Consider the following 24,014-nt stretch of genomic DNA (forward strand, 5'->3'; position numbering starts at 1 on the left):
ATCCTATTATTCTACAACAATGAAAAAAACACTACTAACATTCATTTTTCTAATTATTACTGTTCCTACATTTTCACAGACATTCAATCAAGAAATCTTTAATACCAAAGGAACCGCAAGTCTTACCGGAAAAATCAATTTCGAAAAACTAAACACAGTTCCTTATAACGAATGGTTTTCTAAAAATTATGAATCCTACGTGCCCAAAGAAAATATTATCAGTGATATCAAAACCAACATGCAAGCGTATACAATCAAGATTTTTATGGGTACTTGGTGTGGAGATAGTAAAAGAGAGGTGCCAAAATTTTATAAAATATTAAGTGAAACTAATTTCCCACTAAATAGACTGACTACTATCGCAGTAGAAGGTGATCGAGAGCATTATAAGCAAAGTGTAGGAGGCGAACAAGAAGGTTTAAACATTCATAGAGTACCTACTTTTATTTTTTATAAAAATGGCAAAGAGGTAAATCGTATTGTGGAATCTCCAAAAACAACCATCGAAGAAGATATTAAAGATATTCTATCCAGAAATTACACCCCAAACTATGCTTCTGTAACTAAAATGAATACGATCATTGAAACACTAGGAACTGATTACATATCCCAAAATTCTGAAAACCTGGTCAATGAATTCACTACTATTTCTAAAAGTTTATATGAATTAAACACGTATGCTAATGTTTTGTTTTTTGCTGGCAAAGAAAAAGAAGCTATAGAAATATTGAAATTTAATATAGTACTATTCCCTAAAGAAGCTGACGCTTATGTGAGTTTAGCTAATAAATTGGTAACTACAGAAAACATATCTGATGCTATAAGTAGTTATGAGCATTCTTTAAAATTTCAAAAAAATGAGAAAATAAATATTAAAATACAACAGCTAAAAAAATCTCTTTAGTAAATATTAATTTCTAATAAGAGAGTATGAAAACTTAATGTCAATCTGAGATATCCAATAAAATTTTATTTCGTATTCAAATTGACGTATTACATCCGTCCCCAACCCTTCCTTAAAAGGAAGGGAGTAAAATCCCCTCACCTCGGCGAGAAGATTTAGAGAGATGTTTTACAATATATTATGAGACATATAGCTCCGAGCCTGTCGAAGACATATAGAATCAACATAATAAAAACTTCGACTCCACTGAATATAACATTTTCAAATTTCCACGTAACATAGAAACAAAATACCTTTAACAAAAATGAGACCTGTCAGGTTTTAAAAACCTGACAGGTCTCATTATATTTTTTTGTTGAGTAAAGTCCAATCATAAAGACTTGGAAGTTTGTGATCGTTTTCTAAAAAGAAGTGATTTCTTCCGTTACAGGTTTCATCTCTAGATGTCTTTTGATTTTTCGTTTAATTTCTGGCATTGGATTACGATATTTTTGTAATGGAATAAGTTGCTTAAATCCGTATATATCATCACCACCTTTGCCACCATCGCGATTACTAGCAAAATATCCCATGTTATTTTCTTCACTGATGATAAAAGTAAAATCATCTTGAGAGCTATTAATAGGTGCTCCCATATTATAAACTGCCCAGTTTGTTTGTTCATCAGGTAAAACCATAAAAATATCCAAACCTCCAAAACCTACGTGCCCATCACTCGCAAAAAACAATGTCCCTTTATCACTTACATACGGAAACGTTTCTCTACCTGCAGAGTTTATTAAACCTCCCAGGTTTTCTGGAGTTCCATAACTACCGTCTTCGTTTATTGCTACTGCGTAAATATCAGATTTACCATAACTGCCTGGCATATCACTGGCAAAATACAAGAATTTCCCATCAGGTGACAATGCAGGATGTGCTGTAGAGTACTCATCACTATTAAATGGTAATTCTTCTACGTTTTTCCATTTACCATTATCATAATCCGCTTTGTATATTTTTAAAAGCACGCAGCCTTTTGCGTTTCTTTTGTATTTTCTTTTAGAATAATTATTTCTGGTAAAGTATACCGTTTTTCCATCCAGACTAAAAGCTGCCGAAGATTCATGAAATTTCGTATTCACATCACCTTTTAATCTCGAAATTCCTTTATTAGGTATATTCTTGCTAGTGGTATATAAATCTAGAAAAGGTTCATTAGTATTTTCCTGAAGTATGACAGACAGAGATTTTCTATTTCGAGAAGAAGCAAATACGAGTTCTCCTTTATAAAAACTGGGCGCATAATCAGAATTTTTAGAGTTTATCCGTAAGGATTCTACTATAAAATTTGACGTATCATCATAAGTAGTTATAGATCGACCAGACAGAAAATCATAGACTTTCAGTTTTTTTGGATCTTCAGAAATGGTTGACACATTAGCTACATCTGTAGCTATATTTAGATATACACTGGCTGTTTCTACAAAAGCATAGTCATATCGAGTTTCATTAGCAATTGCTAATGGCTTTTGTTGAGAAAATGTTGAATTCAGAAAAAAGAAAAAAACCAGCCCCAAAAGGTTTTTTTGCAATGTCATTGGTTACTTTTTTGTTTATCTTATACAACGTAAACGAAACTAATGTATACTATAAAGCCCTCTTGTTTATGGTATTATCATAAACAAATGTTATTATACTTTATAAAAGTTACGATAATGCTATCCCCATAGCGCTAATTGTACTCAATTTGTGTTATATCACACAATGTACTGATCCTTAATAAAATAAAGTGTTAAAAATATAGAAAATAGTTTACAATCTTATTTTTGTTATCAACAATACAAATCGAACATTCATATTTCCCTCTTTAGCTGTAAGAGGTTTATTGTATGTAGCGTTATTGTCTTATCCTGAAATAGGTTTACACAAAAGTGTGAAAATGTATAAACTTTTTTTAGGACGAGACACGGCACCCGAAAGGATTCGGGCGCTAGCGATCATTCATACTAGCGCCATCCGGGACATTGTCGGGAAGTATGAACGTAATGAGATGAAGCCATCTATTGAGACTGCAAGAAGATTGGCTAATGCTCTTAATGTTACTCTTGATTATTTAGTAGGTGATAGTGATACTACGGTGTTTGATAAAGATATCACTAAACGTATTGAAGATATTATTGATATGGGTAGTGAGGATAAAAATGCACTCTTTAAAATTATTGATGCTTATATACGTGACTTTAAAGCTAAAAAAGCATATTCTTAAACAAAAAAACCAGCCACAAGTCAATGTAACTGGTTCTTTACTTTTATAATTCTTCTTTGATCATCACCCTAAGTCAGGAGACTTTGCGGAGCTGGGCTACTTCTTGAATATACATTTTATGATGACATCATTAGTCATTTTTGTAAAACTTTTATTATCAGATTTTATATTCAAAGTAAAGCCATTTTGAGTAGAATCTTTTATTTTTAATTTATACTTTCTATCATTTTTCAATTGAGTAGAAATTTCTTTTAATTTAAAAGTCTCTAATACATTATTTTCGCTATCATACATATACATCATTAAAGGCTCTTCTTTATTTGAAAACAAGTATTGATTTGCGGAAAGCTGTAAACTTATGTTATTAGCGTTAATAGAATCTTTTCCAAGGAAATTATTAATATCCTTTTTATCACCTTTAAAATAACACTTAAACTCTTTCATATCAGAATTTTGAGTAATGTTTTTTGATTTTACACAACAGAAAGAAAGAAAAGAACCTACTATTAAGATATAAATAATATTTTTCATTTATTAATTTTTATTATAATAAGGATTATTTGTACCACCTACAGGAGTAGGTGCATACGGAAGTGCATCTCCAGCTTTTTTAGCATCATCTACCTTGAAAGTAAAATGATTTTGACCTGCCTTTTGAATAATGTTTTGAACACCTGTCCCTGATTTGTTTTTAAGAACAACCACAGAAAAGTGTCTCTCATCTGCAACTACCGCTTTTGACATATTATCAACATGTTTTTGTAATTTAGGATCATTTATTATTCCATCAATTTGAACTTTTGATTTACCTTGTGCTTTCAAGTTTTTTCTTATTTGAGAAATAAGGTACTTTTTAGTTTTAGGCTCACTATTTAACCTATAATGAATAATCGTCCCAATTTTAGAAGATGATTCTGATACAGAAGTATAATTATTCTTTAAAATTGATGCTAAATTTTCAATATTATTATTATTAGGATTATCCCATTGACTTTTAATCGTCTTATCACTTCCACAAGCAAAATTTGCACAATTCCATCTATCTTGTTTACCAGCAACTTCATTAATTGCTCCGTTAATTGCTTTAACTTCTTCTAAATTTCCTAATCCAAAAGAATCACCTTCATTAATCGCCGTATTTCCTAATTCAGAATGTGCACTTAAAATATCCTTTTCACTTATTCCAAGCTGCGTGCTTAACGATTCTAAATTGTCTCCTTCTTCAGCAGTAAAACTTAATGCATAACTAGTATTTCCTTGCTTATCTGTATTCGTAACAATATTAACAATCCACAAACCATTAGGGTCTGTATAAATAAGAGGGTTATTACCACCGTAGTTGAAAGGTGAAAGGTCATAATAAAACTCACTAACAGGATCAGGATTCATCCATCTACCTAATGTGGGATCATAATTTCTAGCACCATAATCTACCCAATCAAGACCTAATTCATTCTGTTCTTCCTTACCGTTATATCCGTATGGATGCTCAGAAACTATGGTGTTGTTGTATCCTTTATGTTGTAGTCCAAAGGGATAATAATTCTTCTCTTGTAGTATTTCCATTGCCAGATCTCCATCTCCGTCAACATCTGCATCATTTCTAAGCACATCTATATGACCATCATTATCCTTATCGGAGTAAGACAGTCTAATGTTTCCTAAGTGATCTTTATATTGATATACATACTGATATCCTTGGCTAAGATTATTCTGGTTTATAGGTTCTATATATCCTTCGGGATGGTTAAAGAACTTTAGTACTTTTTCATCAGAATTATTAGGTCCCGGAGGTAATCCTATGGAATAATTACTTTCATAGATATAATTTCCTGCATATTCGGTAGTATTACTAGATGGATAGTTTGTGACTACTTTTCTCAATTTAGTTCCCGTGGCATCATATACATACTCAATACGTTTCTGTTGGGTCGGTATACGAGATACAAACTCAATCCTTTCGGGTAAGTTTAAGTGATTATAGGTAATACTAGAAATTTCTTTATTGTTATCTTTTATCATATTTCCATTATCATCATAAAGATAATCATTATCTGTATTATTTCCGTCAATAAAACCTTCGTTCTTATTACCACTATCAGTTACTTTGTTTAGTTTATTACCATCATCGTATACATAGGTAAGGTTGTCCATCACATTATCAGTACCTGTCTGATCATACCTTATAAGGGTAGCTATATTACCATTTTTATCATATTCTATATCTCTTACATCATAAGATCTACGAAAAGCCTCAGTAAGAGATTCGTTAAACCTTAAATAACTATCCTTTATCCTATTTAAAGCGTCATATTCATACGCATAGGATCTTTTAGTATTATCATTAGCAGTTTTCCATATGGTTTGCGAGATATTTCCATTATATAATGTAGATACATCATAACGTCCTTCTAATTGATTATAATTAATCTTAAAAGAAAATAAATCATTACCTATATTATCGACATCATTAATTTCTTTTAACCATCCTCTTACATTGTAGGTATAATCAACATCTTGTAATCCGCCACCTACTTCTTTAGAAGCTAATTGTCCTAACTCATCATAGCTATTCGCTACGATTTGTTCTTCTGCTTGATTGTTGATCGTTTGTTTTTGATCTAACAATCTACCCATATGATCGTATGTAAACGTATCTATGGTTACAATCGGTGTATTCACATCTTTGATATGGGTAGTTTTGGTTTCTAACACCTTGCCTGCAAAATCGAATTTACTTTCTATAATATCTATTGTATTAAGATATTCATTGGTACTATGTACATAGATTGGCCTTGCTTTTTGATCATAATAGGTTACAGTGGTAATCCAATAACTGGTACCTAATACGCGTACTTTGGATCCAGTAGCTACTCCTTTTACATTGGTATCGATAGTTTGTTCCAAAGAAGTACCTGGATTGGTCGCATTATGATCAAAGGTGTAATTGTCGTAGTAGTTTATAGTCAGTAGATCTCCTCCACCAGGAAATGTGTTATTACTATAATATAATCTAATTCCATTTACCAGTATAGAAGTTGTATTTGTTTTGTATTCATACTCAGGTAAATTATCATTATCAAGATTGTTTTGTAAACCTGCTCTAGTAGTATCCCAAGGAAATTTCTCAATTCCTGTAAACACTGCTCTTCCAAAAGCATCGTACTTAGTGTAGAGCCAATCTCGCTGTGGTCGCTGTACAGCATCTTGAGTAAGAATAGGTTGGTCTAATTTGTTATATATAATATATTCCCATCCTTTACCAGGGATTTTCTTTTCGACTAATCGATTACGGTAATCATATATATATTGATAACATAGTTCTGCTAGTTCTTCCGGAGACACATCGTCCGTAACATCTACTTTTGGTGGGATTACATAGGTTAGGTTCCCAAAATCATCATATACATAATAGGTATCGTGTACCACAGAGTTTGCTGAGTCTGCCGAAGCATAGGTTCTTTTTAGGATCACTCGTCCTAACTTGTCTTTATACTCTTTAGTTGTATGATCATCTGTATGTGTTTGATTTGGTTGCCAATTTTCATCTTTGGTAATCGTTACATAAAGCTCGTTGGGATCATAGAATCCGTCTTTTACCAAGATAGGGAGTTCTGTATTATTTTCATGAAAGTTCACCTTAAAATACACCACCTCATCCGCTTCATTAGTAGTCCAATCAAATTTAATGGTATGATCGGTGTCTACAGCATCATTAGCTTTCCAGGCTTTTCCTGGTGCTCCTTGTTCCAAAACACGGTTTAAAGGTGATGGTTCAAAAATACTTTCGGAATAGGCATTGACATCGGCTTCTGCCATTACTATGAAGTCATCCTCGTACTTAGTTTGATAATAGTTATTTATGTCATCCGTAATATTTACAGCATTATAACTTCCCAACGCACCGCTTTGTCTCTCAAAAGGCAGGTATTGTTTCGCTTGTCTCCCATACTCATCATAGCCGATATGGGTGACGATGTCTTTCTTGTCAGGAGAGGCTTTGATCCCTATTTGTTGTTTAGCACGACCTAACCCATCAAAATAGGTAATACCCTCGATGACGTCGCTATTGTTTTTGATTCCAGTTGATGGATTTAACAATTGTGATTCTGTGATCGGCACCTGAAAGGTTCTTGTAAACACATAATTTTCATCTGTATCTAAGATACTGGGAATATATGCATCAGCAGAAATTGTAGCAGTAAAAACCGTTCCGGGTTGTATCCAGGTAGTGGGTTTAATAGTGATCGCTTGACCCGCCTTTACATTCAGTAATGCCGGATCACTGGATGCATTGATAGTTTCATCTTCTATGGTAACTGTATCTGCTACCTGGGCAGTTGTAGTCATTCCTACTAGAACTAGTAGGATTCTTATACTATGTTTTATACTATTTTTCATCCTTTACTTAGTTTTTGTAGTTATACTGGTTTTCTGATAGAATATTACCATCCTGATCTTTTACGAATTTTAAACGGTTGAACTCGTCATAGTGATAGATCATTGTATACCCTCGAGGATCGGTCATACTGGTAACACCAATTAGTGGGTCATAGGTGTATGATGTAATCATAGGAGTTTGAACAAAATACCCATCTTCTCTTAATGTATTAAACATATCGCGTAAATCATCTTCTTCTGTATCCGTATCTTCATTATCAGATGCAGACTTTATTTGATTGATCAGGTTTCTGGTAACTGTTAACATATTAGCATAAGAAGCATTCTCGATCTTTGCTATTGGATATTGGTCATTATATCCCCAGATATATATTATATGTGTGTTATCAGCTTTTGAAACTTCTAAGGGATTACCATAATCATCATAGCTATAGTATTGGATTCGATCTTCTAATCCATCTTCATTTTTAGAAGATTTTATATATTCTGTACTTATAATATCATTGCTCCAGTTACGATAAGTGGTTTGTTGTTTAGATAACTGAAAATCACTTTTAGTAACCGTTATCTCCAATGGTGCAGCCAATCTGTTTTTAATTATCAAATCATTATTTATAGCGCTATTTAATGTATAAGGATATTCATAACTAGTTATATAGGATTCATTCCTACTATCGATTACTTCTTTTTCTTTTATATGCCCTTGAGGGTTCATATAGTCATAGTTTTTAATACTGATAAGGTTAGAATTGTTTAAAAATTCTGTGTTCTTTTCGGTAGTTAACCATTCACGATCTATATTATTTCCAAAGACGGTACTGTTACTGGTATATCCATTAGAACCAGAAGTATTATTGGCAGCAATAATACCAATACTAAGAGCATAGACACGTTGATTTATTCCAGTAAGAGAGGTTCCATTACCATCAAAGTCATAGGTGTATTCTTTTGAAGAAATAGGATTTGAAGACGAATTATTATAAACTTCTTCTGTTAATGGTTTTCCATTTTTAAATTCTTTGTTATCCACATCCAAAAAAGGAAACGTTAAGCTTTGCTCTACAGGACTGCATACGAATGTTTTTTTAGTATATCCTAAATAGTTGTTGCTATTCCCTTTAATTCTTTCAACGACCGTATCATAAAAAATATGTGAGCCCATAAAATATCCTAGTGGCACATTACTACTGCTAGAATACACATCATAAACAGCACTGCAAATGCCATTTCCTATCGCACCATTTACTGAAGACATTCTATATTCCGTAATGTTACGTTTTCTAAATAACTTACCATAACTCTTGCCATTTGTATCTTCATAAATGAATTCCTTTTCTGTACATTCTGAACTGTTATTATTTGGACAGTTCTTAATTTTAGAAATTCTAATTCCGGCAGTTTCTGTTATTACGGCAGATGTTACTTCCTTAGATACGGAAGCAGATGCAATTATAATATCTCCAGTTGTATAGGCAACGCCAAAATTTTCTACTTCTACTTTAAGTTCATATGTTCCTGGTCTTAATTTATATCGTCTGTTTAATGTTTTTTGTCCTGGCGAAAAGTGTGTTGGACCACCAATAGAACGATATACTGTATCGCATCCGCTACCGTCACCAGGAGGACCGCTATAACATTCAATATCAGCACAACCTACATTAGAACCATTAATCTTACTTAACGAAGCCCTCGCTATTCCTGGTATAGAATTCCCCAATATGCCACCATCATCGGCAATCTTTCTTACATTCAAGTTAACTGAAATATGCTGAAGGCCTTCCTCTACGGTAAAAGTCAATTTGTCCGTCTTATAATTGGTACCTTGATTTTGTTCTTGCCAATTTAAACTAACATTTTTTGATCCAACAAATTGTAATTCAGCATTTTGACAGGTATACGGAATAGGGTTAGAAATAGCATCTACCGAATTAAGCTGATATTCAATTTCTGAAGAGCCTTTTGTAGGGTAGGTGATTTTTTTAAGAGCTCCCATTCTTGTTTTCTCAAAGTCTGGTTTTCTGCCTCCAAATACATCATAGGTATTATAAGAGTTAATTAAAAAATTATTAGGGTTTGAGTTATAATAGCCCCAAAAGTCCTGCTCATAAAAAGGTATGACATCGGGAGGAGATGTATAATAATCAAAACTGTAAAAATTCTTATTGTCGTTATTAATTCTAACCTCAGTTAAAAGTTTTCTGGTTTTATCAAGGTTATCAAAATATAAATCATATGTATTTATAACTTTGTTGTTTTGGTTAAGGACACGTATTCTATCAAGATGTGATAAATACTTATTTTTATTACTATTATTATCTGAAAGGGTTATAATTGTATTATCAAATTCTATTTTTCCTTTCGGAAACACAATGTTCTTTATGATTTTAGAAGTTATTTGATAATTACGTGTTGAAGTTGTTAATGGGCTACTCGAACAATTTGAGTCTCCAGAAACCCATTGTCTAAAACTTTGTGATTTTGTACTTTGATAATGTACAGTAACATCGTAATTAAATGTTAGCTCTTCATTATTAATCAATATTACTTTGGATAATTTCCAACCAGATGTATAGCCATTATGCATTGAGCCCGCAATTTCATTTAAAGAAATAGGTTGCGTACGAGTGGTGGTTTCTTTTTCCTGGAAAAAATATTGAATACCATTGTCATCGGTAATTTTTATACCTTGATTAAATGAAAAATCATTATTTATAAGTTCAATTTTATATGGTTTATAGGGCTTTATTACAGGTTTTCTATTTTCATCAAAATAGAAGGTAACACTCATGTTTCCAACATTTGCAATAAATCTATCAGGTTGTAAATCAATAAGGTTTTCTGATGCTAGCTGATTAACATAACTTTTTCTTTGCGGAGTTAATTGATTATTAATGTAAGGGATTACTATGTTTTCTCCTGTCATTTGACTCCCTATATATCCAGCAGGATCTTCATCTGGACGTCCTTTCATTTGTCTAGTGATCATTCCCCCAGCACTTAAATTCCATCCTATTCCTAAATGCCCAGGTATTTGATCTACAACTAAACCATTATGCTGATAATTCACAGAAACGGGTAGTTGAAAGCCAACTTCTTCAATAGTATATATGGGAACAGAAAAGCTAGCCATTCCTACTGATAAATTAACTGGTATTTCACCGAATCGACCTAAATTAGACGCTTCGGGAGAAGCAGGAAAAATTTTGGGAATATCGTTTGGATCTTGGGAAAATAATAGACTACTAATTAGTAGTAGTGCTAATGTAATTAATAGGCTAGATGATTTTTTCATTGATATAACAGTTTAGTTAAGAAATAATATTGAATGGAAATACTTAGCACTTTTTTAAAAGATAAGAAATAAGTTACCTTTCTAAAGTTGTCAACAGAGCTTCTAATTTTGATAATCTATCTTCTAAATTGATATTTTTTATTTTTAAATTTTCAATGACTTCTTTAGATGATTTGGTTTCACTTTTAAAATGTTTTAATTCTTTCTCCTGAGCAATTGCGTAAAGCGTCAGTTCCTCAATTTTCTCTAAAAGTTTCGCATTCATTGCTCCTAATTGGATACCATTCTCAGCTACTTCTGTGGCTGATGGGATGTTGATTAAATGACCTTTGGTAGCAATATGATCTTCTACCTGTTGCAGGGTAGGTAGCTTATAATCTTCTTTAAACACATAATCTGCCCAGCCGATTAGGTCTACTTTTACTTCTTTGGTATGGATATTACCGTTTACGGCTAATTTGGCATCTGGAGTTGTGGTGCCGATACCAATATTACCGTTAAACATATTTGCAAACATAAAAGAGGTTTCTAAAAGTTCACTATTAGTATATTCTAATTTGGTTCCAGGTTTTTCTCTAAGAAAATAGGTACCTTCATCTTGGTAAATAATCCCACCTATATCATTATAGGTCCCCTCTGGACGCACCCATTTTTTCAGGGTTTGATTCCACTTTGCAGGACCACGATGTCCTGTAAGCCAATCATCTCTTAACCACCCATTATCTGCAGTAGAAACAGTCAATCCAATTGTAGTTTTTCTAAATTGAACTCCCCCAGAAACGTGTAATTTAGCTCCAGCAGTTGGCGTCGATACACCAATCCCAACATTACCTGCAGTATTTACTATAAATCGACTTCCATTAGATCCGACTTGAAAAATACCATCTGTTCTCATAACTCCTGTATTATGATAGAAATTTTTATCTCCATAGGTCCTAATCCATGAACTATCCGACATATAAAATCCACCACCAAAGCCAAAACGTAGGCTTTTAGCTATTTGAAAATCTCCTAAAGTATTCAATGCTGCCACGGGAGTAACACCAGCAACTCCCCAAGTCCAACCTCTACCAGCATTATTACTCATATTCATTTTAATACTATAATCAGTTACGGGACCATATTTGTTCTCGGCCGCGTTACCCATATGGATTTTGTAAGTATCACTATTCCAGAAACGCAATCCGTTGCCGTTACCGGCAGTTACATTATATTGGGTTTGCTGTGCAAAGCCTATACCTGTCACAAAACCGACTAAGAGTATGATTAATAAATTTTTCATATTGTTTATTTATTGTTTATTAGTTGATTTAATTTTTCTTCTAGTTTATTAATTCTTAAACTTTGTGATTTTAGAGCTGTTATCTGATCTTCTTGTTTAATCAGTTTTTTCTCCTGCTCCTTCAGCTTCTTCTCCTGCGCAATCGTATACAAAGTCAGTTCTTCGATTTTCTCCAAAAGTTTGGCATTCATTTTACCTAATTGGATGCCATTTTCTGCTACTTCTGTTGCAGATGGGATGTTGATCAAGTGTCCATTTTTAATAATATGATCTTCTACCTGTTGCAGGGTAGGTAGCTTATAATCTTCTTTAAACACATAATCTGCCCAACCGATTAAGTCTACTTTTACTTCTTTGGTGTGGATGTTTCCGTTTACGGCTAGTTTGGCGTCTGGGGTAGTTGTGCCGATTCCAATATTTCCAAGTTTATTTATAACCATGTCACTTTCTTGATGATTATTTACTCGGAACTCCATCTTATCGGTATTATGATAATATTGCATTCCTCCAACAAAATCATCATCAGTATCAGAGAAACCATAATAGCCTATCTTAGTATTAGGTGACAATAAGTTCATCATTGTGTGATCATCATCTTCTAAAGTTAATTCAGAATATCCATGCACCGTTCCACCTGAGCTACCATTTACAATATGAAGTTTTGAATTTGGATTTATTGTTCCAATACCTACATTACCATTTGCACCTACTTGAAATAAGGTGGCTCCACTTTGTACTGTAGCCCCATATCCTTTTCTTTTAACCTGAAAAGCATTTTTTTCCGTATTTCCATACATCCATACAACTGGAGAAATTTGACTAGAGCCCGTGACAATACCAAATCCACCTTGCGCCTGATTGGTATCATCCGTTCCTTCCTGAGCTCCTGCAAATTGCATCAATGTGCCAGTACCATTTCCAATGGTCATTACTCCATTATTCTGTGCATCAGTATCTAAACTTTGCGCAATAATACTCGATGTAAACAAAAAGCTTACTATAGAAATTCTAATTATCTTTTCAATCATAATTACTTCGTTTTTAAAAGGGTATTTAATTTTTGTTCCAAGTCATTGATCTTGGTATTTTGTTTTTTGAGGACTTCTATTTCTTTTTGTTGAGTGTTTAGCTTCTTCTCCTGCGCAATCGTATACAAAGTCAGTTCTTCGATTTTCTCCAAAAGTTTGGCATTCATTTTACCTAATTGGATGCCATTTTCTGCTACTTCTGTTGCAGATGGGATGTTGATCAAGTGTCCATTTTTAATAATATGATCTTCTACTTGTTCTAGGGTAGGTAGCTTATAATCTTCTTTAAACACATAATCTGCCCAACCGATTAAGTCTACTTTTACTTCTTTGGTGTGGATGTTTCCGTTTACGGCTAGTTTGGCGTCTGGGTTGGTGGTGCCGATGCCCAAATCACCTTCGATATACTGATTTCCAATACTATGAACTACTCTTGCCCAAGTTCCGCTACCTTCTTTATTGGTACTTCTGAAATACATTTTTGGGTGCACAGAATTATTCTTTACCACAATTTGACCGTTATATTTATAATCAGGATTATTCGAACTATGATTCATGTTAATTCCCCAAAACCATTGATTTGGTTCAGGAACATTAGTGGCATTATAACTTTGGTAGAAACCGCTTCGCCATAGCGTATTCCAATCTGATGTATCATTAGGATCTGCCAATAGTAACTTATCGCTTTTAATGGTTCCTTTAACATCTAATTTTGCACCTGGAGAAGTAGTTCCAATACCAACATTACCTCCTGATGTCGGGAACATTATTATATTACCGGTTCCTGTTCTTAAAGTAAGATCCCTATTATTATATGTAAATATTGAAAAATCATTCCCATCACCATAATCGACACTTGTATTATTCCACATAAAACCTGCCTTATAATCTGATGGAGTTCCAAATCTTAAAAAACTATAAGGGTTTCCACTTCCTAGTTTTGGATTTATATATCCTAAATCTGCTGTTTGCCCAAAAACACTAATACTTAACACTAACACACACAGAAATAACAATGACTTTCTCATACTTATAAAAAATTGATATAATTAAAAATTGTAGTAAAACGCTTCTAAATTTCCAATTAGATGCTGTTTTATAATAGATAGTGTCATGAGGTCTACTTATGTTACTATCAAAATTCAATTTTTTTTAAAAAATTTGAAAGTTTACGTTTTAGCTGTGTATTATCACCCTTCGGCTACGTTACCATTGACATATTTTATAAATAGCTGTATTTTCAATATTTAAAACTCCTTCCCTTGAAGGAATGTTGGGATAGGTGTTTGCTTAAAAACATCCTCCTCGATCCTCCTTCTTAGGAGGAAGTAGAAGCTACAGATACAACAAATGTTAGTTTAATCACTGGATAAAATTTTTATTGGATGTCTCAGTATGACAGCTCACCCTTCGACTACGCTCAGGGTTCGGATAGGTTCAGGGTTCGAGAATTGAGGGCTGAGGCACTCGAAGCCCGGTTCATATCAGGGTTCGAGAACCTCACCCTTCGCAGATTATACGTTAGATATGCGTCAGGGATAGTAAAGGAAATCCCGCAGCCCGATCCGCTGTGGCGGAGAGGTGCGAGGAATTGTATTGGATAGCCCGCCAGGACGCCCTAATTCATAGAAAATTAATTTTTGTCGTGTGTTAGGATATTCTTACATGCGATTGCACTAACTATACTAAAAATCAATTGAAAGATTATAGCATACTTCGTATCTTTGCACGCTTAAAACGGCAGCATTATGCAATTATCAGAACAAGAACTTGTAAGAAGAGAGAAACTAAAATCTTTACGTGACTTAGGTATTAATCCATATCCAGCGGCTTTATTTCCGGTAGATCATACTTCTGAGGATGTCAAACAGCAATACGAAGAAGGAAAAAAGGTAATCATAGCCGGGAGATTGATGTCCAGACGTATACAAGGGAAAGCTTCTTTTGCAGAGTTGCAAGATTCTAATGGCCGTATACAGGTATATTTTAATAGAGATGAAATCTGTACTGGTGATGAAAAGACCAAGTACAATGAGATTTATAAAAAACTATTAGACATAGGAGACTTTATTGGTGTCGAAGGAGAACTTTTTACCACTCAAGTTGGTGAAAAAACAGTAATGGTAAAAGATTTTACTTTATTAAGTAAAACACTAAAACCTTTACCTCAACCCAGAACTGATGTTGATGGTAATGTACATGATGCTTTTACGGATCCAGAATTGAGATACCGTCAGCGTTATGTAGATCTAATAGTAAATCCACAGGTTAAAGATGTATTTATAAAAAGAACAAAGCTTTTTAACGCGATGCGTGAGTTTTTTAATACCAAAGGGTATTTTGAAGTAGAAACACCAATTCTACAACCAATTCCTGGTGGTGCCTCTGCGCGTCCTTTTATAACACATCATAATTCCTTAGATATTCCGTTATATATGCGTATCGCTAACGAGCTATATCTAAAGCGATTAATTGTAGGTGGTTTTGAAGGAGTGTATGAGTTTTCTAAAAACTTCAGAAATGAAGGGATGGATAGAACTCACAATCCTGAGTTTACCGCTATGGAAATCTATGTAGCTTATAAAGACTACAACTGGATGATGGAGTTTACAGAAAATCTGGTAGAACATTGTGCGATTGCGGTAAATAAAACTACAGATGCTACTTTTGGAGAACATAAAATAAACTTCAAAACCCCATATGCTCGTGTAACCATGACTGATTCTATCAAACATTTTACAGGATTTGATATTACTGGTAAATCTGAAGACGAAATTCGAGAAGCTGCAAAAGGAATGGGTATCGATGTGGATGAAACCATGGGTAAAGGAAAATTGATCGATGAGATTTTTGGAGAAAAATGTGAAGGAAACTATATACAACCCACCTTTATTACGGATTATCCAAAAGAGATGAGCCCTTTATGTAAAGAACATAGGGATAACCCAGAACTTACAGAACGTTTTGAGCTAATGGTTTGTGGTAAAGAGATTGCCAATGCATATTCTGAGCTTAATGATCCAATTGATCAGCGAGAACGTTTTGAAGTGCAGTTAAAATTAAGTGAAAAAGGAGATGATGAGGCTATGTTTATCGATGATGACTTTATCAGAGCCTTAGAGTATGGTATGCCACCAACTTCTGGAATGGGAATTGGCATGGATCGATTGATTATGTATCTAACCAATAATCAATCGATACAAGAAGTATTATTCTTCCCACAAATGAGACCCGAAAAAAAGGCAGTAGAATTGAATGATAATGAGAAAGCAATTTTTGAGGTTATCAAAAAAGAACAAAGCATGGCTTTAGCAGACCTTAAAACAGCTTCTGGTTTAAGTAATAAAGCTTGGGATAAAGGAATGAAAGGTCTTTCTAAACTTGGACTTACTAAAGTTACCAAAACAGATGATAGTCTGATTGTAGAGGTGACTGAGTAAACTTTTTTAGTGAAGTCAGAAATTAAAAAACGCAACCTTTTTCAGGTTGCGTTTTTACTGCTTACTTATAAACAAAAACATTTTTAGCTATACGTAACTGTTTTCCCAGTAGTCACGATATAATTTTCTGCAGCAATGGTATTAATAAAATTCCATTGTGCTTCACTGCTATTTGGTGTAAAGGTAACTTGTAAAAACCCTCTTTGTGTAGCATCCATATATTGTAAGTCATCTATTAATAGTTTCAAGGCTTCCTGAAAACCAGTTGCTTGATTTGCATCAACTCCTAAAAATCCTTCAAAACCAGGAGACGAGACCGAAGATGTAGCGAACTCCACTCCTATTTCTTTACCATTCGCATCTTTTAACTCGCTATACCAAGCATTATGTGTATCACCAGCCAAACAAACTGTTTTCTTTCCTCCCAACATTGCAAAAAGCTGTTCTCTCTCCATAAGATAACCATCCCAAGCATCTAAGTTATAAGGAATAACTGTTTGTACCCTTGCAATCTCCTCTGGTGTAAGTGTTGAATCCCCAGATAAAAGTCTGGACTTGATCGTTGTCAGTTCTGTTAACACTGTTTGAAAAGCAGCAGCTGTATCTGGAGTTGCGCTTCCTAACGCTCCTATTTCTGCCACAAGCCTTCCTATTAAAATTAAAAGCTCTGCAGGCATAAACATCTTACCCATTAATACTTGCTGGCCTAATACTTGCCAATTAGCACTACTTGCCGAAACTGCTCCAGACAACCAACTTAGCTGTTCTGATCCTAGTAAAGCTCTACTAGGATCCTGAAGTGCTGTCTGAAAAGCAACAGCATCCAATCCTGTAGTTGGACTAAAGAAATCATCATAAGAAAGCTGTTTATCTCTACCAATAATTCGTGTATCCAGCATATGTAAACTTAGTACACTCCCAAAATTAAATGATCGGTAGATCTTTGATGGATCTGTCGATCGCAATGGTAAAAATTCGCTATATACTTGTATTGCCGTTTGTTTTCTGGTTTCATAAGAACCTTCAGAATCTTGATGGTTCTCTGCGCCATCTTTATACGCATCATTGGTAACTTCGTGGTCATCCCACACACAGATAAATGGTTTTTTCTGATGTGCTAATTGTAGTTGAGCATCACTTCTATATTGCTTATACCTCTCTCGATAATCTGTAAGCGATATAATTTCATTTGCAGGTGTATGAACTCTATCCAAGGCTACAGTATTCTCATTAGTTCCATACTCTCCTTCTCCATACTCATAGATATAATCTCCTAAATGAACTATTACATCCGCCTCAGAATTAGCCATTGCTCCATACACATTAAATAAACCAGCTGCAAAATTTGCACAAGAACAAACGGCCAACTTTACATCAGCTACCGTGTCACCCATTGCAGGAAGTGTAATCGTCTCGCCAATTACAGAAGTAGTTTGAGTTTCTAATTCAAAAAATCGATAATAAAACTTACTATTAGAAGGTAATTCTTGAACATCAATTGCAACCGTATAATCTCTATCAACTCCTGTTACAAACTCACCGCTTCGTACTACATGGTCAAAATTTTGATCTGAAGCAATTTGCCAATTAATTGTAATATTCGAGTTACCAGAATCAGGAGTAAATCGTGTCCATATAATAACTTTAGAATCCGTAGGATCAAAACTTGCTAGCCCTTCAAAGAAATTATCAGTATTAAGATCTGGAATGCTTACATCCATATCGTCATCGTTATTACAACTGATATACATCGGAGCAATCATAAAGCCTCCTGCAACTAACAAGGATTTTTCAAAAAAATTTCTTCTGTTCATTGTGTGTATTTATTTTTCATCAAAAATATTTTACCACAATAAACCCGATGTTATCCCTTCTTTAAATAAAGATCAAACTATTTTACTATTATCTAAAAAAGTTAATCATAACATAATACTCTTTTAAAAAATTAACTCAAAAAGAAAATCATTCCACCCAAGGACAATAACACGCATACTTTTTCGATCTACAAGAAAAGTCAATTCCTAATGTTATTTGATGAAAACCACCATTATTAAACGTTATGGGATTAGATTGATATGAATAGGTATATGCGAACATGTATTTCCCGAAATTAACTCCAACAAAAGGAGTTACATAATTTAGACTCTGACTTTGTATTTCAGAATTTTCTACAAAATCTATAGAGTCAAAACTTCTTCTGTAGGATAATCCTCCCCATAGCTTTCCAAATTCCATATCACTATACACCTTCATATTAAAGTCAATACTTGATTGCTGTACACCATCTCTATGAGAATACAATATAGATGGTTCATATGAAAAAGTTTTTCCTGGACGGTCAAAAACATATCCAACAGATACTAAATAATTTCTTAAATTATTAACTACTTGTAGATCATTATTAACCCCAGAGTTTTCTAAAAGATTCTTTACCGTAACATGGGTATAAAAGTTATATAGATTGTATGAAAACCCGACATCTATATTAAATTCACTTTCACTTATAGATCCAGGTCCTACTAGAGGATCATTCGGATCAAATCTGGTTTGATCCAATCTGTATTGAATAACTCCTGCACTTAAACCAAATGATAGCTGATTTAAGTCTACTTCGCTTCTAGAAAACATCAAATGATGCGCATAGGTTACATACCCTCCTGTTTGAGAAGAAAATCCATTTTTATCATTATAGACAATCGCACCAATTCCTGATTGAGAATCACCAATTCTTCCATTATATGCCGCGGTATACAACCCTGGACTATCTTCTTCTCCAACCCAGTTTCTACGACCGGTTAATCTAACTTGAGAACAGTTAGCTGCTCCTGCCATGGATGGATGTAATAGGTAATAATTATCAGTGAGATAATCTGAATATATAGACAATCCTTCTTGAGCATTTCCTGATGTTATAAACAACAACATCATTATTGCTGTTAGACTTATTTTTGTAAATTTCATCTTACTTGTTTTGAAATAGAAAAAGATTGCTTCCATTATCGTTTTAGTGTAAAGTGTCTTCTATATGTTGCTGATCCATCTTTGAATTCTGCTAAGAACCAATAATCAGTAGCTGGAAGCGGTTTTCCTCCATAGATACCATCCCATTTAGTATCCTTATTTAATTGCTGAAGAAGTCTTCCATATCTATCAAAAATATAGATATCCATCTCTGGAGTATCTGCATTTCCAACAACTCCCCATTGATCATTGGATCCATCATTATTTGGGGTAAAGAACGTAGGAAATCCAACTACAAAAATAGACGCTGTTATAGATCCACATCCATTGACATCTAACGCCGTAACTTCATGTAGTCCAAGAGACACATTCGTGAATACATTACTATCTTGAGGATTTCCATTGTCGAGTATATATTCATAAACACCATCTCCAACAACCGAAGCTATAATATCACTACTATCTGAAAATGATCCTGCAGACAATCGAAGGTCTAAACTTTCTGGATCGTTAACGCCAGTGATTGCAACTTCTGAGCTTCCTGAACAGGTAGATACTACATCTGTATAGACAACGGTATATGCTCCTGCTTGTGTTGCATCATAAAGAGATTGTGTAGCTCCTGGAATCACAGTTCCTTCATAACTCCACTGAAATGAAAAATCTGTGTTACTTAATTCTGTATCGATTGTAAAAGAAGTTACAGTAGTTGGTCCTAAACATATCGTTCCTGTTTCTATTTCTAATTCTTCAATACTTGTTATTTCTACGAAAAACTGCACTTCATTTTCGCAACTATTGCTGTCGATTTCCCTTAGAAAAACAGTTTGACTTTCTTGTATACTATCTCCTGCATTTAGTTGCGTTCCTCCACCGCCAGAAGCGGTATGATAGCTCTGCCCATTTTGTAATGCTGGCAATGTATAACTTTCGCAAAAACGATCTCCAGGATTTACTGGTGCCACAGGATTAGGTAATGAATTGATTGTAATATCCAGTACTTCTTCATCAAAACAATTTGGCGTTGTTCCTGTTTCTGCATAGACATAAATCACCTGACTTACATCAATAATATCACCAGAATTTAATTGAGTTCCTGCTCCATTTATTTCTGTAAAATAATTCCCGATTGTCAATGTTGGTAATTCATAAGATTCACAAGCGGAAATAGGATCTAAAGGATCTATATCTGGGATATCGAGAATTTGGTATAAAACCTCTATACGGTCACTAGCACAGTTTTCTGTAGTATCAAAAGCTTCTACATTATATATATAATCTCCCACTGCTGTATCTGTAGGAGTAAATGTTGTACTATTCGCACTTAATGGATTTCCATTTTCATCATACCAGTTTGCTGTCTGACCTGGCAATACATCCACCGATAACACTGGTGTTGCAGAACCTACACATATACTTTCGTTACTTGGATTTGTAGGTTCTACAATATCTGGACAATTACAATCCGGTGCCGTAACTACCAGAGTCTCTTCACAAGAAGTATTGGCTGGATTAGTAGCTGTTATTGTAATATCTACTCCATCTGTAATTCCTGTGATCATTGAATTCACCAGATCAACAGTTCCTTCATTAACGGGATCCACTGAAATATCCCAAGTCCCATTAGTAGTAAAGGATACATCATAGGTAGCTCTATCGGCAGCGCAGTTTGTAGCTCCAAACGTTAAAGTGGGCACTGTGCTAATAGTAACATTTATTACAGCTGTATCTGTACATCCATTGCTTGTGACTGTATATGTGTAGTCTCCCTCAATATTTGCATTGGCAGAAATAGCACCCCCTGGAATAACTGTATTCGTTTGATCTGTCCAAACACCTCCAGCATCTTCTCCTGTTAATTCATCGAATAAGTCTATAATCATGTTATCTCCTTCACATAAAGCAACCGGTACTGGAGGCATATCGTTAGGCTCTCCTGCTTCTGGCGAAGCCGTTACTGTAATTATAACATCTACCAGATCACTCGCACACATTCCTACAGGTTCATAAGCTTCTACTCTAAATATGTTATCTCCTAATACCAACTCAGTTATTAAAGGTGTAAAAGTGTCGGTATCTTGGGCTCTTGCTATAGGAGTTACTCCATCGGCTAAATACCAACGTCCTTCTAGACCCGACGCAAGTGTAACGGTTACAGAAGGCAAAGGCATTGCATCTATACAAGTTGTTACTGATGTTGCAGGAGCTACTGGCTCCTCTATATCTGGACATTGACACGTATCATCGATTGTGACGTCTATTAGGTATCTAACAGGTGGACATCCTACGGATAATACCGGAAGTGTATAAATATATATTCCATCCAAGATACCTGCTACACTAGGATCTAATGTTCCTAAATGACCTCCCGTAAGAATAGTACCAGTTGCAGGAACACTCCAAGTTCCCGTCGTTAATGTTCCCATTGGTAATTCATCAAATAAATTCAAGGGATCACAGACTGTAATAGTAAGTGGATCTATATCCACATCTCCTATTTCTTCCCTCCAATCTCTTTCTTCTGTCAAAGGGTTATGATTATTTGGAAAATCGGTAGGAACTGTTCCGGCGTTATTTGCATTTGTTTGTACGGTCACCCTATCCAGTACAACGATATCAAACGCATCATCCAACCCATCACCATCATCATCTGCTCCACTAGCAATTATATCAGAGATTCCATCTTGATCAGCATCATACCCCTCAACAGTATCATCCAAACAATCACCACTTACCGGATCCGAGTTTGTATCTATATAATCGGGTGCTGCTGTAGTATTAGAATTTTCAGGTGTTATCGCAGAGCCATTTGTATCATAACTATCATCAACTCCATTAAAATCTCCATCTATACCGCTTGGTCTAACATAACCAGCAGTAGACTGCCCCTCTATATTATCAATAATACCGTCACCATCGGCATCAATATCAAGGAAATTTTGATTTGAGTCACTATCAGAATTGATTACATTATGTGCTATCGTAGTAGACGTTCCATCCGTGTTAATCGCTCCATCAAAACGTCCATCTCTATTTACATCAGCAGCAGCATTTCCTGATTCTACAATATCATAAATACCATCATTGTCAGCATCTAAATCCTGAGAGTTAGGTATTCCATCTCGATCGAAATCACAACCTGTGGTAGAAAGGAAAATATTATCAATCCCAATATCATTACCATTACCATCTATGTTTTGTCTATTAATTACTCTTATGGTTACTACCGTAACTCCAGGATCTGGTGTAAATACATCTTCCACTAAGTTCCAAACATCTGTACCATTTGCTATTTCTCCTGAATCTTCACTAAAAATCGCGACCCCTGTGTTTTGATCCACTACTTCTATTGTTAAATTAGCGGGGCGTTCTCCCATATTATTATTTAAACTAGCAATAGACATACTAAAAGTATATTCTATACCTGGAGTAACTGGTAAATTATCCGCTACAAAAATAGGGGCATCAGCGAATACACTGGATTTCATATTTATAGCTAAATATCTACCATCTATATCTCCATTGGCGTCTTCTTCGCCAATAAGATCTGTTGACAAAAATGTCGCATCAAAACCACCAGCTGTTCTGAAATATGTGGAAGTCGCTACATTATATTCTCCATCGTTACTTATATCTTGTGGCAAACCTGGTTGATATGTCAGACCTAAACCTTCGGCATATCGACTCCTAGTAGGGCCTCCAAAACCGAAATCTTCCTCTAAAACAAAAATAGGAGTTATTGTCGCGGCAGTGCAAAAGCCATCTTCTATTATATCCGGAATCCCATCATTATCATCATCGTCATCATCAACGTTTGAAACACCATCATTATCTGTATCATTATCTTCACAAGGTCTAACCGTAATAACTGCATTTACAGTCGGGCAAGAGCCACTTCCTCCAACTGTATACGTAAACGCCCCTCCATTTGGATCAGAAGTATCGTATGTATCAATCCCATTTTCCCATGTTCCTCCTGGGTCTGGCCCCCCATCTAATTCATCGAACAAATTAATAATACCTGTTCTACCACATAAAAATATTGTTGTGTTGAGACCTGGGTTTCCTGGATCTTCTGTTTGTATTGTGATTCTTTCTTGTGCAAATCCACCACCACCAGATACCTGAACTTCAAGCGTAACAGGTTGCTGTAATGCATCGAAAACAAGGAAAGTTCCATCATCTCCTGTTTCTCTTTTTAATTCTTGTCCCGTATTTACATTCCTCCATACATATAGATAGGCATCATTTGGCGGACTTGCAATAGCATTAATTTGGATCCTTGAACCTCTACATATTGAAGTAGGTCCGCCACCATCAACCTCTAAAACAAGGTTAGATTGTGAATATATTAAATTAGATAGAAGAAAAATCAATAATAATTGCGCCCTTAAGTATGTCTTTGTGCTCACGATGGTTAAGTTTTGAGTATGGTAATAAAATCCGTATTCTATTTCG

General features: G+C 34.6%; 13 protein-coding genes. 3 read left to right on the forward strand and 10 right to left on the reverse strand.

Going from position 1 to position 24,014, the window contains the following annotated elements; genetic code table 11:
• Positions 1–19: 19 nt before the first annotated feature.
• Positions 20–904 carry a thioredoxin family protein gene (locus tag Q0921_RS19590; protein WP_299259917.1) on the forward strand — a complete coding sequence of 295 codons (885 nt, stop codon included), beginning with the start codon at positions 20–22 and terminating at the stop codon, positions 902–904.
• A 401-nt stretch (positions 905–1,305) separates the two neighbouring features.
• Here Q0921_RS19590 and Q0921_RS19595 read toward each other — a convergent pair whose 3' ends face one another.
• Positions 1,306–2,484: a hypothetical protein gene (locus Q0921_RS19595; protein ID WP_299259919.1), complete on the reverse strand. Its 1,179-nt coding sequence runs from the start codon at positions 2,482–2,484 to the stop codon at positions 1,306–1,308.
• 341 nt (positions 2,485–2,825) lie between these two features.
• Between Q0921_RS19595 and Q0921_RS19600 the strand changes: the two genes are divergently transcribed.
• Positions 2,826–3,152 carry a helix-turn-helix transcriptional regulator gene (locus Q0921_RS19600; protein WP_299259921.1) on the forward strand — a complete coding sequence of 109 codons (327 nt, stop codon included), beginning with the start codon at positions 2,826–2,828 and terminating at the stop codon, positions 3,150–3,152.
• Positions 3,153–3,248: 96 nt separating this feature from the next.
• Here the strand turns inward: Q0921_RS19600 and Q0921_RS19605 are convergent, their stop codons facing one another.
• The 6 genes from Q0921_RS19605 to Q0921_RS19630 all read right to left on the reverse strand — a co-directional run bounded on the left by Q0921_RS19605 (position 3,249) and on the right by Q0921_RS19630 (position 14,183).
• Entirely contained in the window at positions 3,249–3,683 is a 435-nt protein-coding gene (locus Q0921_RS19605; protein WP_299259923.1) for a hypothetical protein, read from the reverse strand.
• Positions 3,684–3,686: 3 nt separating this feature from the next.
• Positions 3,687–7,553: a DUF6443 domain-containing protein gene (locus Q0921_RS19610; RefSeq protein WP_299259925.1), complete on the reverse strand. Its 3,867-nt coding sequence runs from the start codon at positions 7,551–7,553 to the stop codon at positions 3,687–3,689.
• Between the two features lie 7 nt (positions 7,554–7,560).
• Positions 7,561–10,845, reverse strand: a complete 3,285-nt coding sequence (locus tag Q0921_RS19615; RefSeq protein WP_299259927.1) for a hypothetical protein — start codon at positions 10,843–10,845, stop codon at positions 7,561–7,563.
• Between the two features lie 73 nt (positions 10,846–10,918).
• On the reverse strand, positions 10,919–12,127 hold the full coding sequence (locus Q0921_RS19620; RefSeq protein ID WP_299259929.1) for a hypothetical protein: 1,209 nt from the start codon (positions 12,125–12,127) through the stop codon (positions 10,919–10,921).
• Positions 12,128–12,132: 5 nt separating this feature from the next.
• Complete coding sequence (locus Q0921_RS19625; RefSeq protein WP_299259931.1) at positions 12,133–13,155, reverse strand: hypothetical protein; 1,023 nt, start codon at positions 13,153–13,155, stop codon at positions 12,133–12,135.
• 2 nt (positions 13,156–13,157) lie between these two features.
• Complete coding sequence (locus Q0921_RS19630; protein ID WP_299259932.1) at positions 13,158–14,183, reverse strand: pyocin knob domain-containing protein; 1,026 nt, start codon at positions 14,181–14,183, stop codon at positions 13,158–13,160.
• Positions 14,184–14,903: 720 nt separating this feature from the next.
• On the opposite strand from Q0921_RS19630, the gene lysS reads away from it, so the two are divergent.
• Positions 14,904–16,595 (forward strand): lysine--tRNA ligase, encoded by a 1,692-nt coding sequence (gene lysS, locus Q0921_RS19635; RefSeq protein WP_299259933.1) that lies wholly within the window; start codon positions 14,904–14,906, stop codon positions 16,593–16,595.
• A gap of 83 nt (positions 16,596–16,678) precedes the next feature.
• Here lysS and Q0921_RS19640 read toward each other — a convergent pair whose 3' ends face one another.
• From Q0921_RS19640 to Q0921_RS19650, 3 genes are all read right to left on the reverse strand, one after another.
• A complete protein-coding gene (locus tag Q0921_RS19640; RefSeq protein WP_299259934.1) occupies positions 16,679–18,409 on the reverse strand; it encodes an alkaline phosphatase D family protein in 1,731 nt (576 codons plus the stop codon).
• Positions 18,410–18,557: 148 nt separating this feature from the next.
• Entirely contained in the window at positions 18,558–19,556 is a 999-nt protein-coding gene (locus Q0921_RS19645; RefSeq protein WP_299259935.1) for a type IX secretion system membrane protein PorP/SprF, read from the reverse strand.
• 35 nt (positions 19,557–19,591) lie between these two features.
• Positions 19,592–23,968 (reverse strand): T9SS type B sorting domain-containing protein, encoded by a 4,377-nt coding sequence (locus Q0921_RS19650; RefSeq protein WP_299259936.1) that lies wholly within the window; start codon positions 23,966–23,968, stop codon positions 19,592–19,594.
• Positions 23,969–24,014: the final 46 nt, after the last annotated feature.

The sequence above is a fragment of the uncultured Aquimarina sp. genome (assembly GCF_947496855.1).
GTDB lineage: Bacteria > Bacteroidota > Bacteroidia > Flavobacteriales > Flavobacteriaceae > Aquimarina.

Excerpts from the sequence above, each read along its gene's own strand:
- Q0921_RS19590 (WP_299259917.1), top strand. The coding sequence starts at position 20 with ATGAAAAAAACACTACTAACATTCATTTTTCTAATTATTACTGTTCCT.
- Q0921_RS19595 (WP_299259919.1), bottom strand. The coding sequence starts at position 2,484 with ATGACATTGCAAAAAAACCTTTTGGGGCTGGTTTTTTTCTTTTTTCTG.
- Q0921_RS19600 (WP_299259921.1), top strand. The coding sequence starts at position 2,826 with ATGTATAAACTTTTTTTAGGACGAGACACGGCACCCGAAAGGATTCGG.
- Q0921_RS19605 (WP_299259923.1), bottom strand. The coding sequence starts at position 3,683 with ATGAAAAATATTATTTATATCTTAATAGTAGGTTCTTTTCTTTCTTTC.
- Q0921_RS19610 (WP_299259925.1), bottom strand. The coding sequence starts at position 7,553 with ATGAAAAATAGTATAAAACATAGTATAAGAATCCTACTAGTTCTAGTA.
- Q0921_RS19615 (WP_299259927.1), bottom strand. The coding sequence starts at position 10,845 with ATGAAAAAATCATCTAGCCTATTAATTACATTAGCACTACTACTAATT.
- Q0921_RS19620 (WP_299259929.1), bottom strand. The coding sequence starts at position 12,127 with ATGAAAAATTTATTAATCATACTCTTAGTCGGTTTTGTGACAGGTATA.
- Q0921_RS19625 (WP_299259931.1), bottom strand. The coding sequence starts at position 13,155 with ATGATTGAAAAGATAATTAGAATTTCTATAGTAAGCTTTTTGTTTACA.
- Q0921_RS19630 (WP_299259932.1), bottom strand. The coding sequence starts at position 14,183 with ATGAGAAAGTCATTGTTATTTCTGTGTGTGTTAGTGTTAAGTATTAGT.
- lysS (WP_299259933.1), top strand. The coding sequence starts at position 14,904 with ATGCAATTATCAGAACAAGAACTTGTAAGAAGAGAGAAACTAAAATCT.
- Q0921_RS19640 (WP_299259934.1), bottom strand. The coding sequence starts at position 18,409 with ATGAACAGAAGAAATTTTTTTGAAAAATCCTTGTTAGTTGCAGGAGGC.
- Q0921_RS19645 (WP_299259935.1), bottom strand. The coding sequence starts at position 19,556 with ATGAAATTTACAAAAATAAGTCTAACAGCAATAATGATGTTGTTGTTT.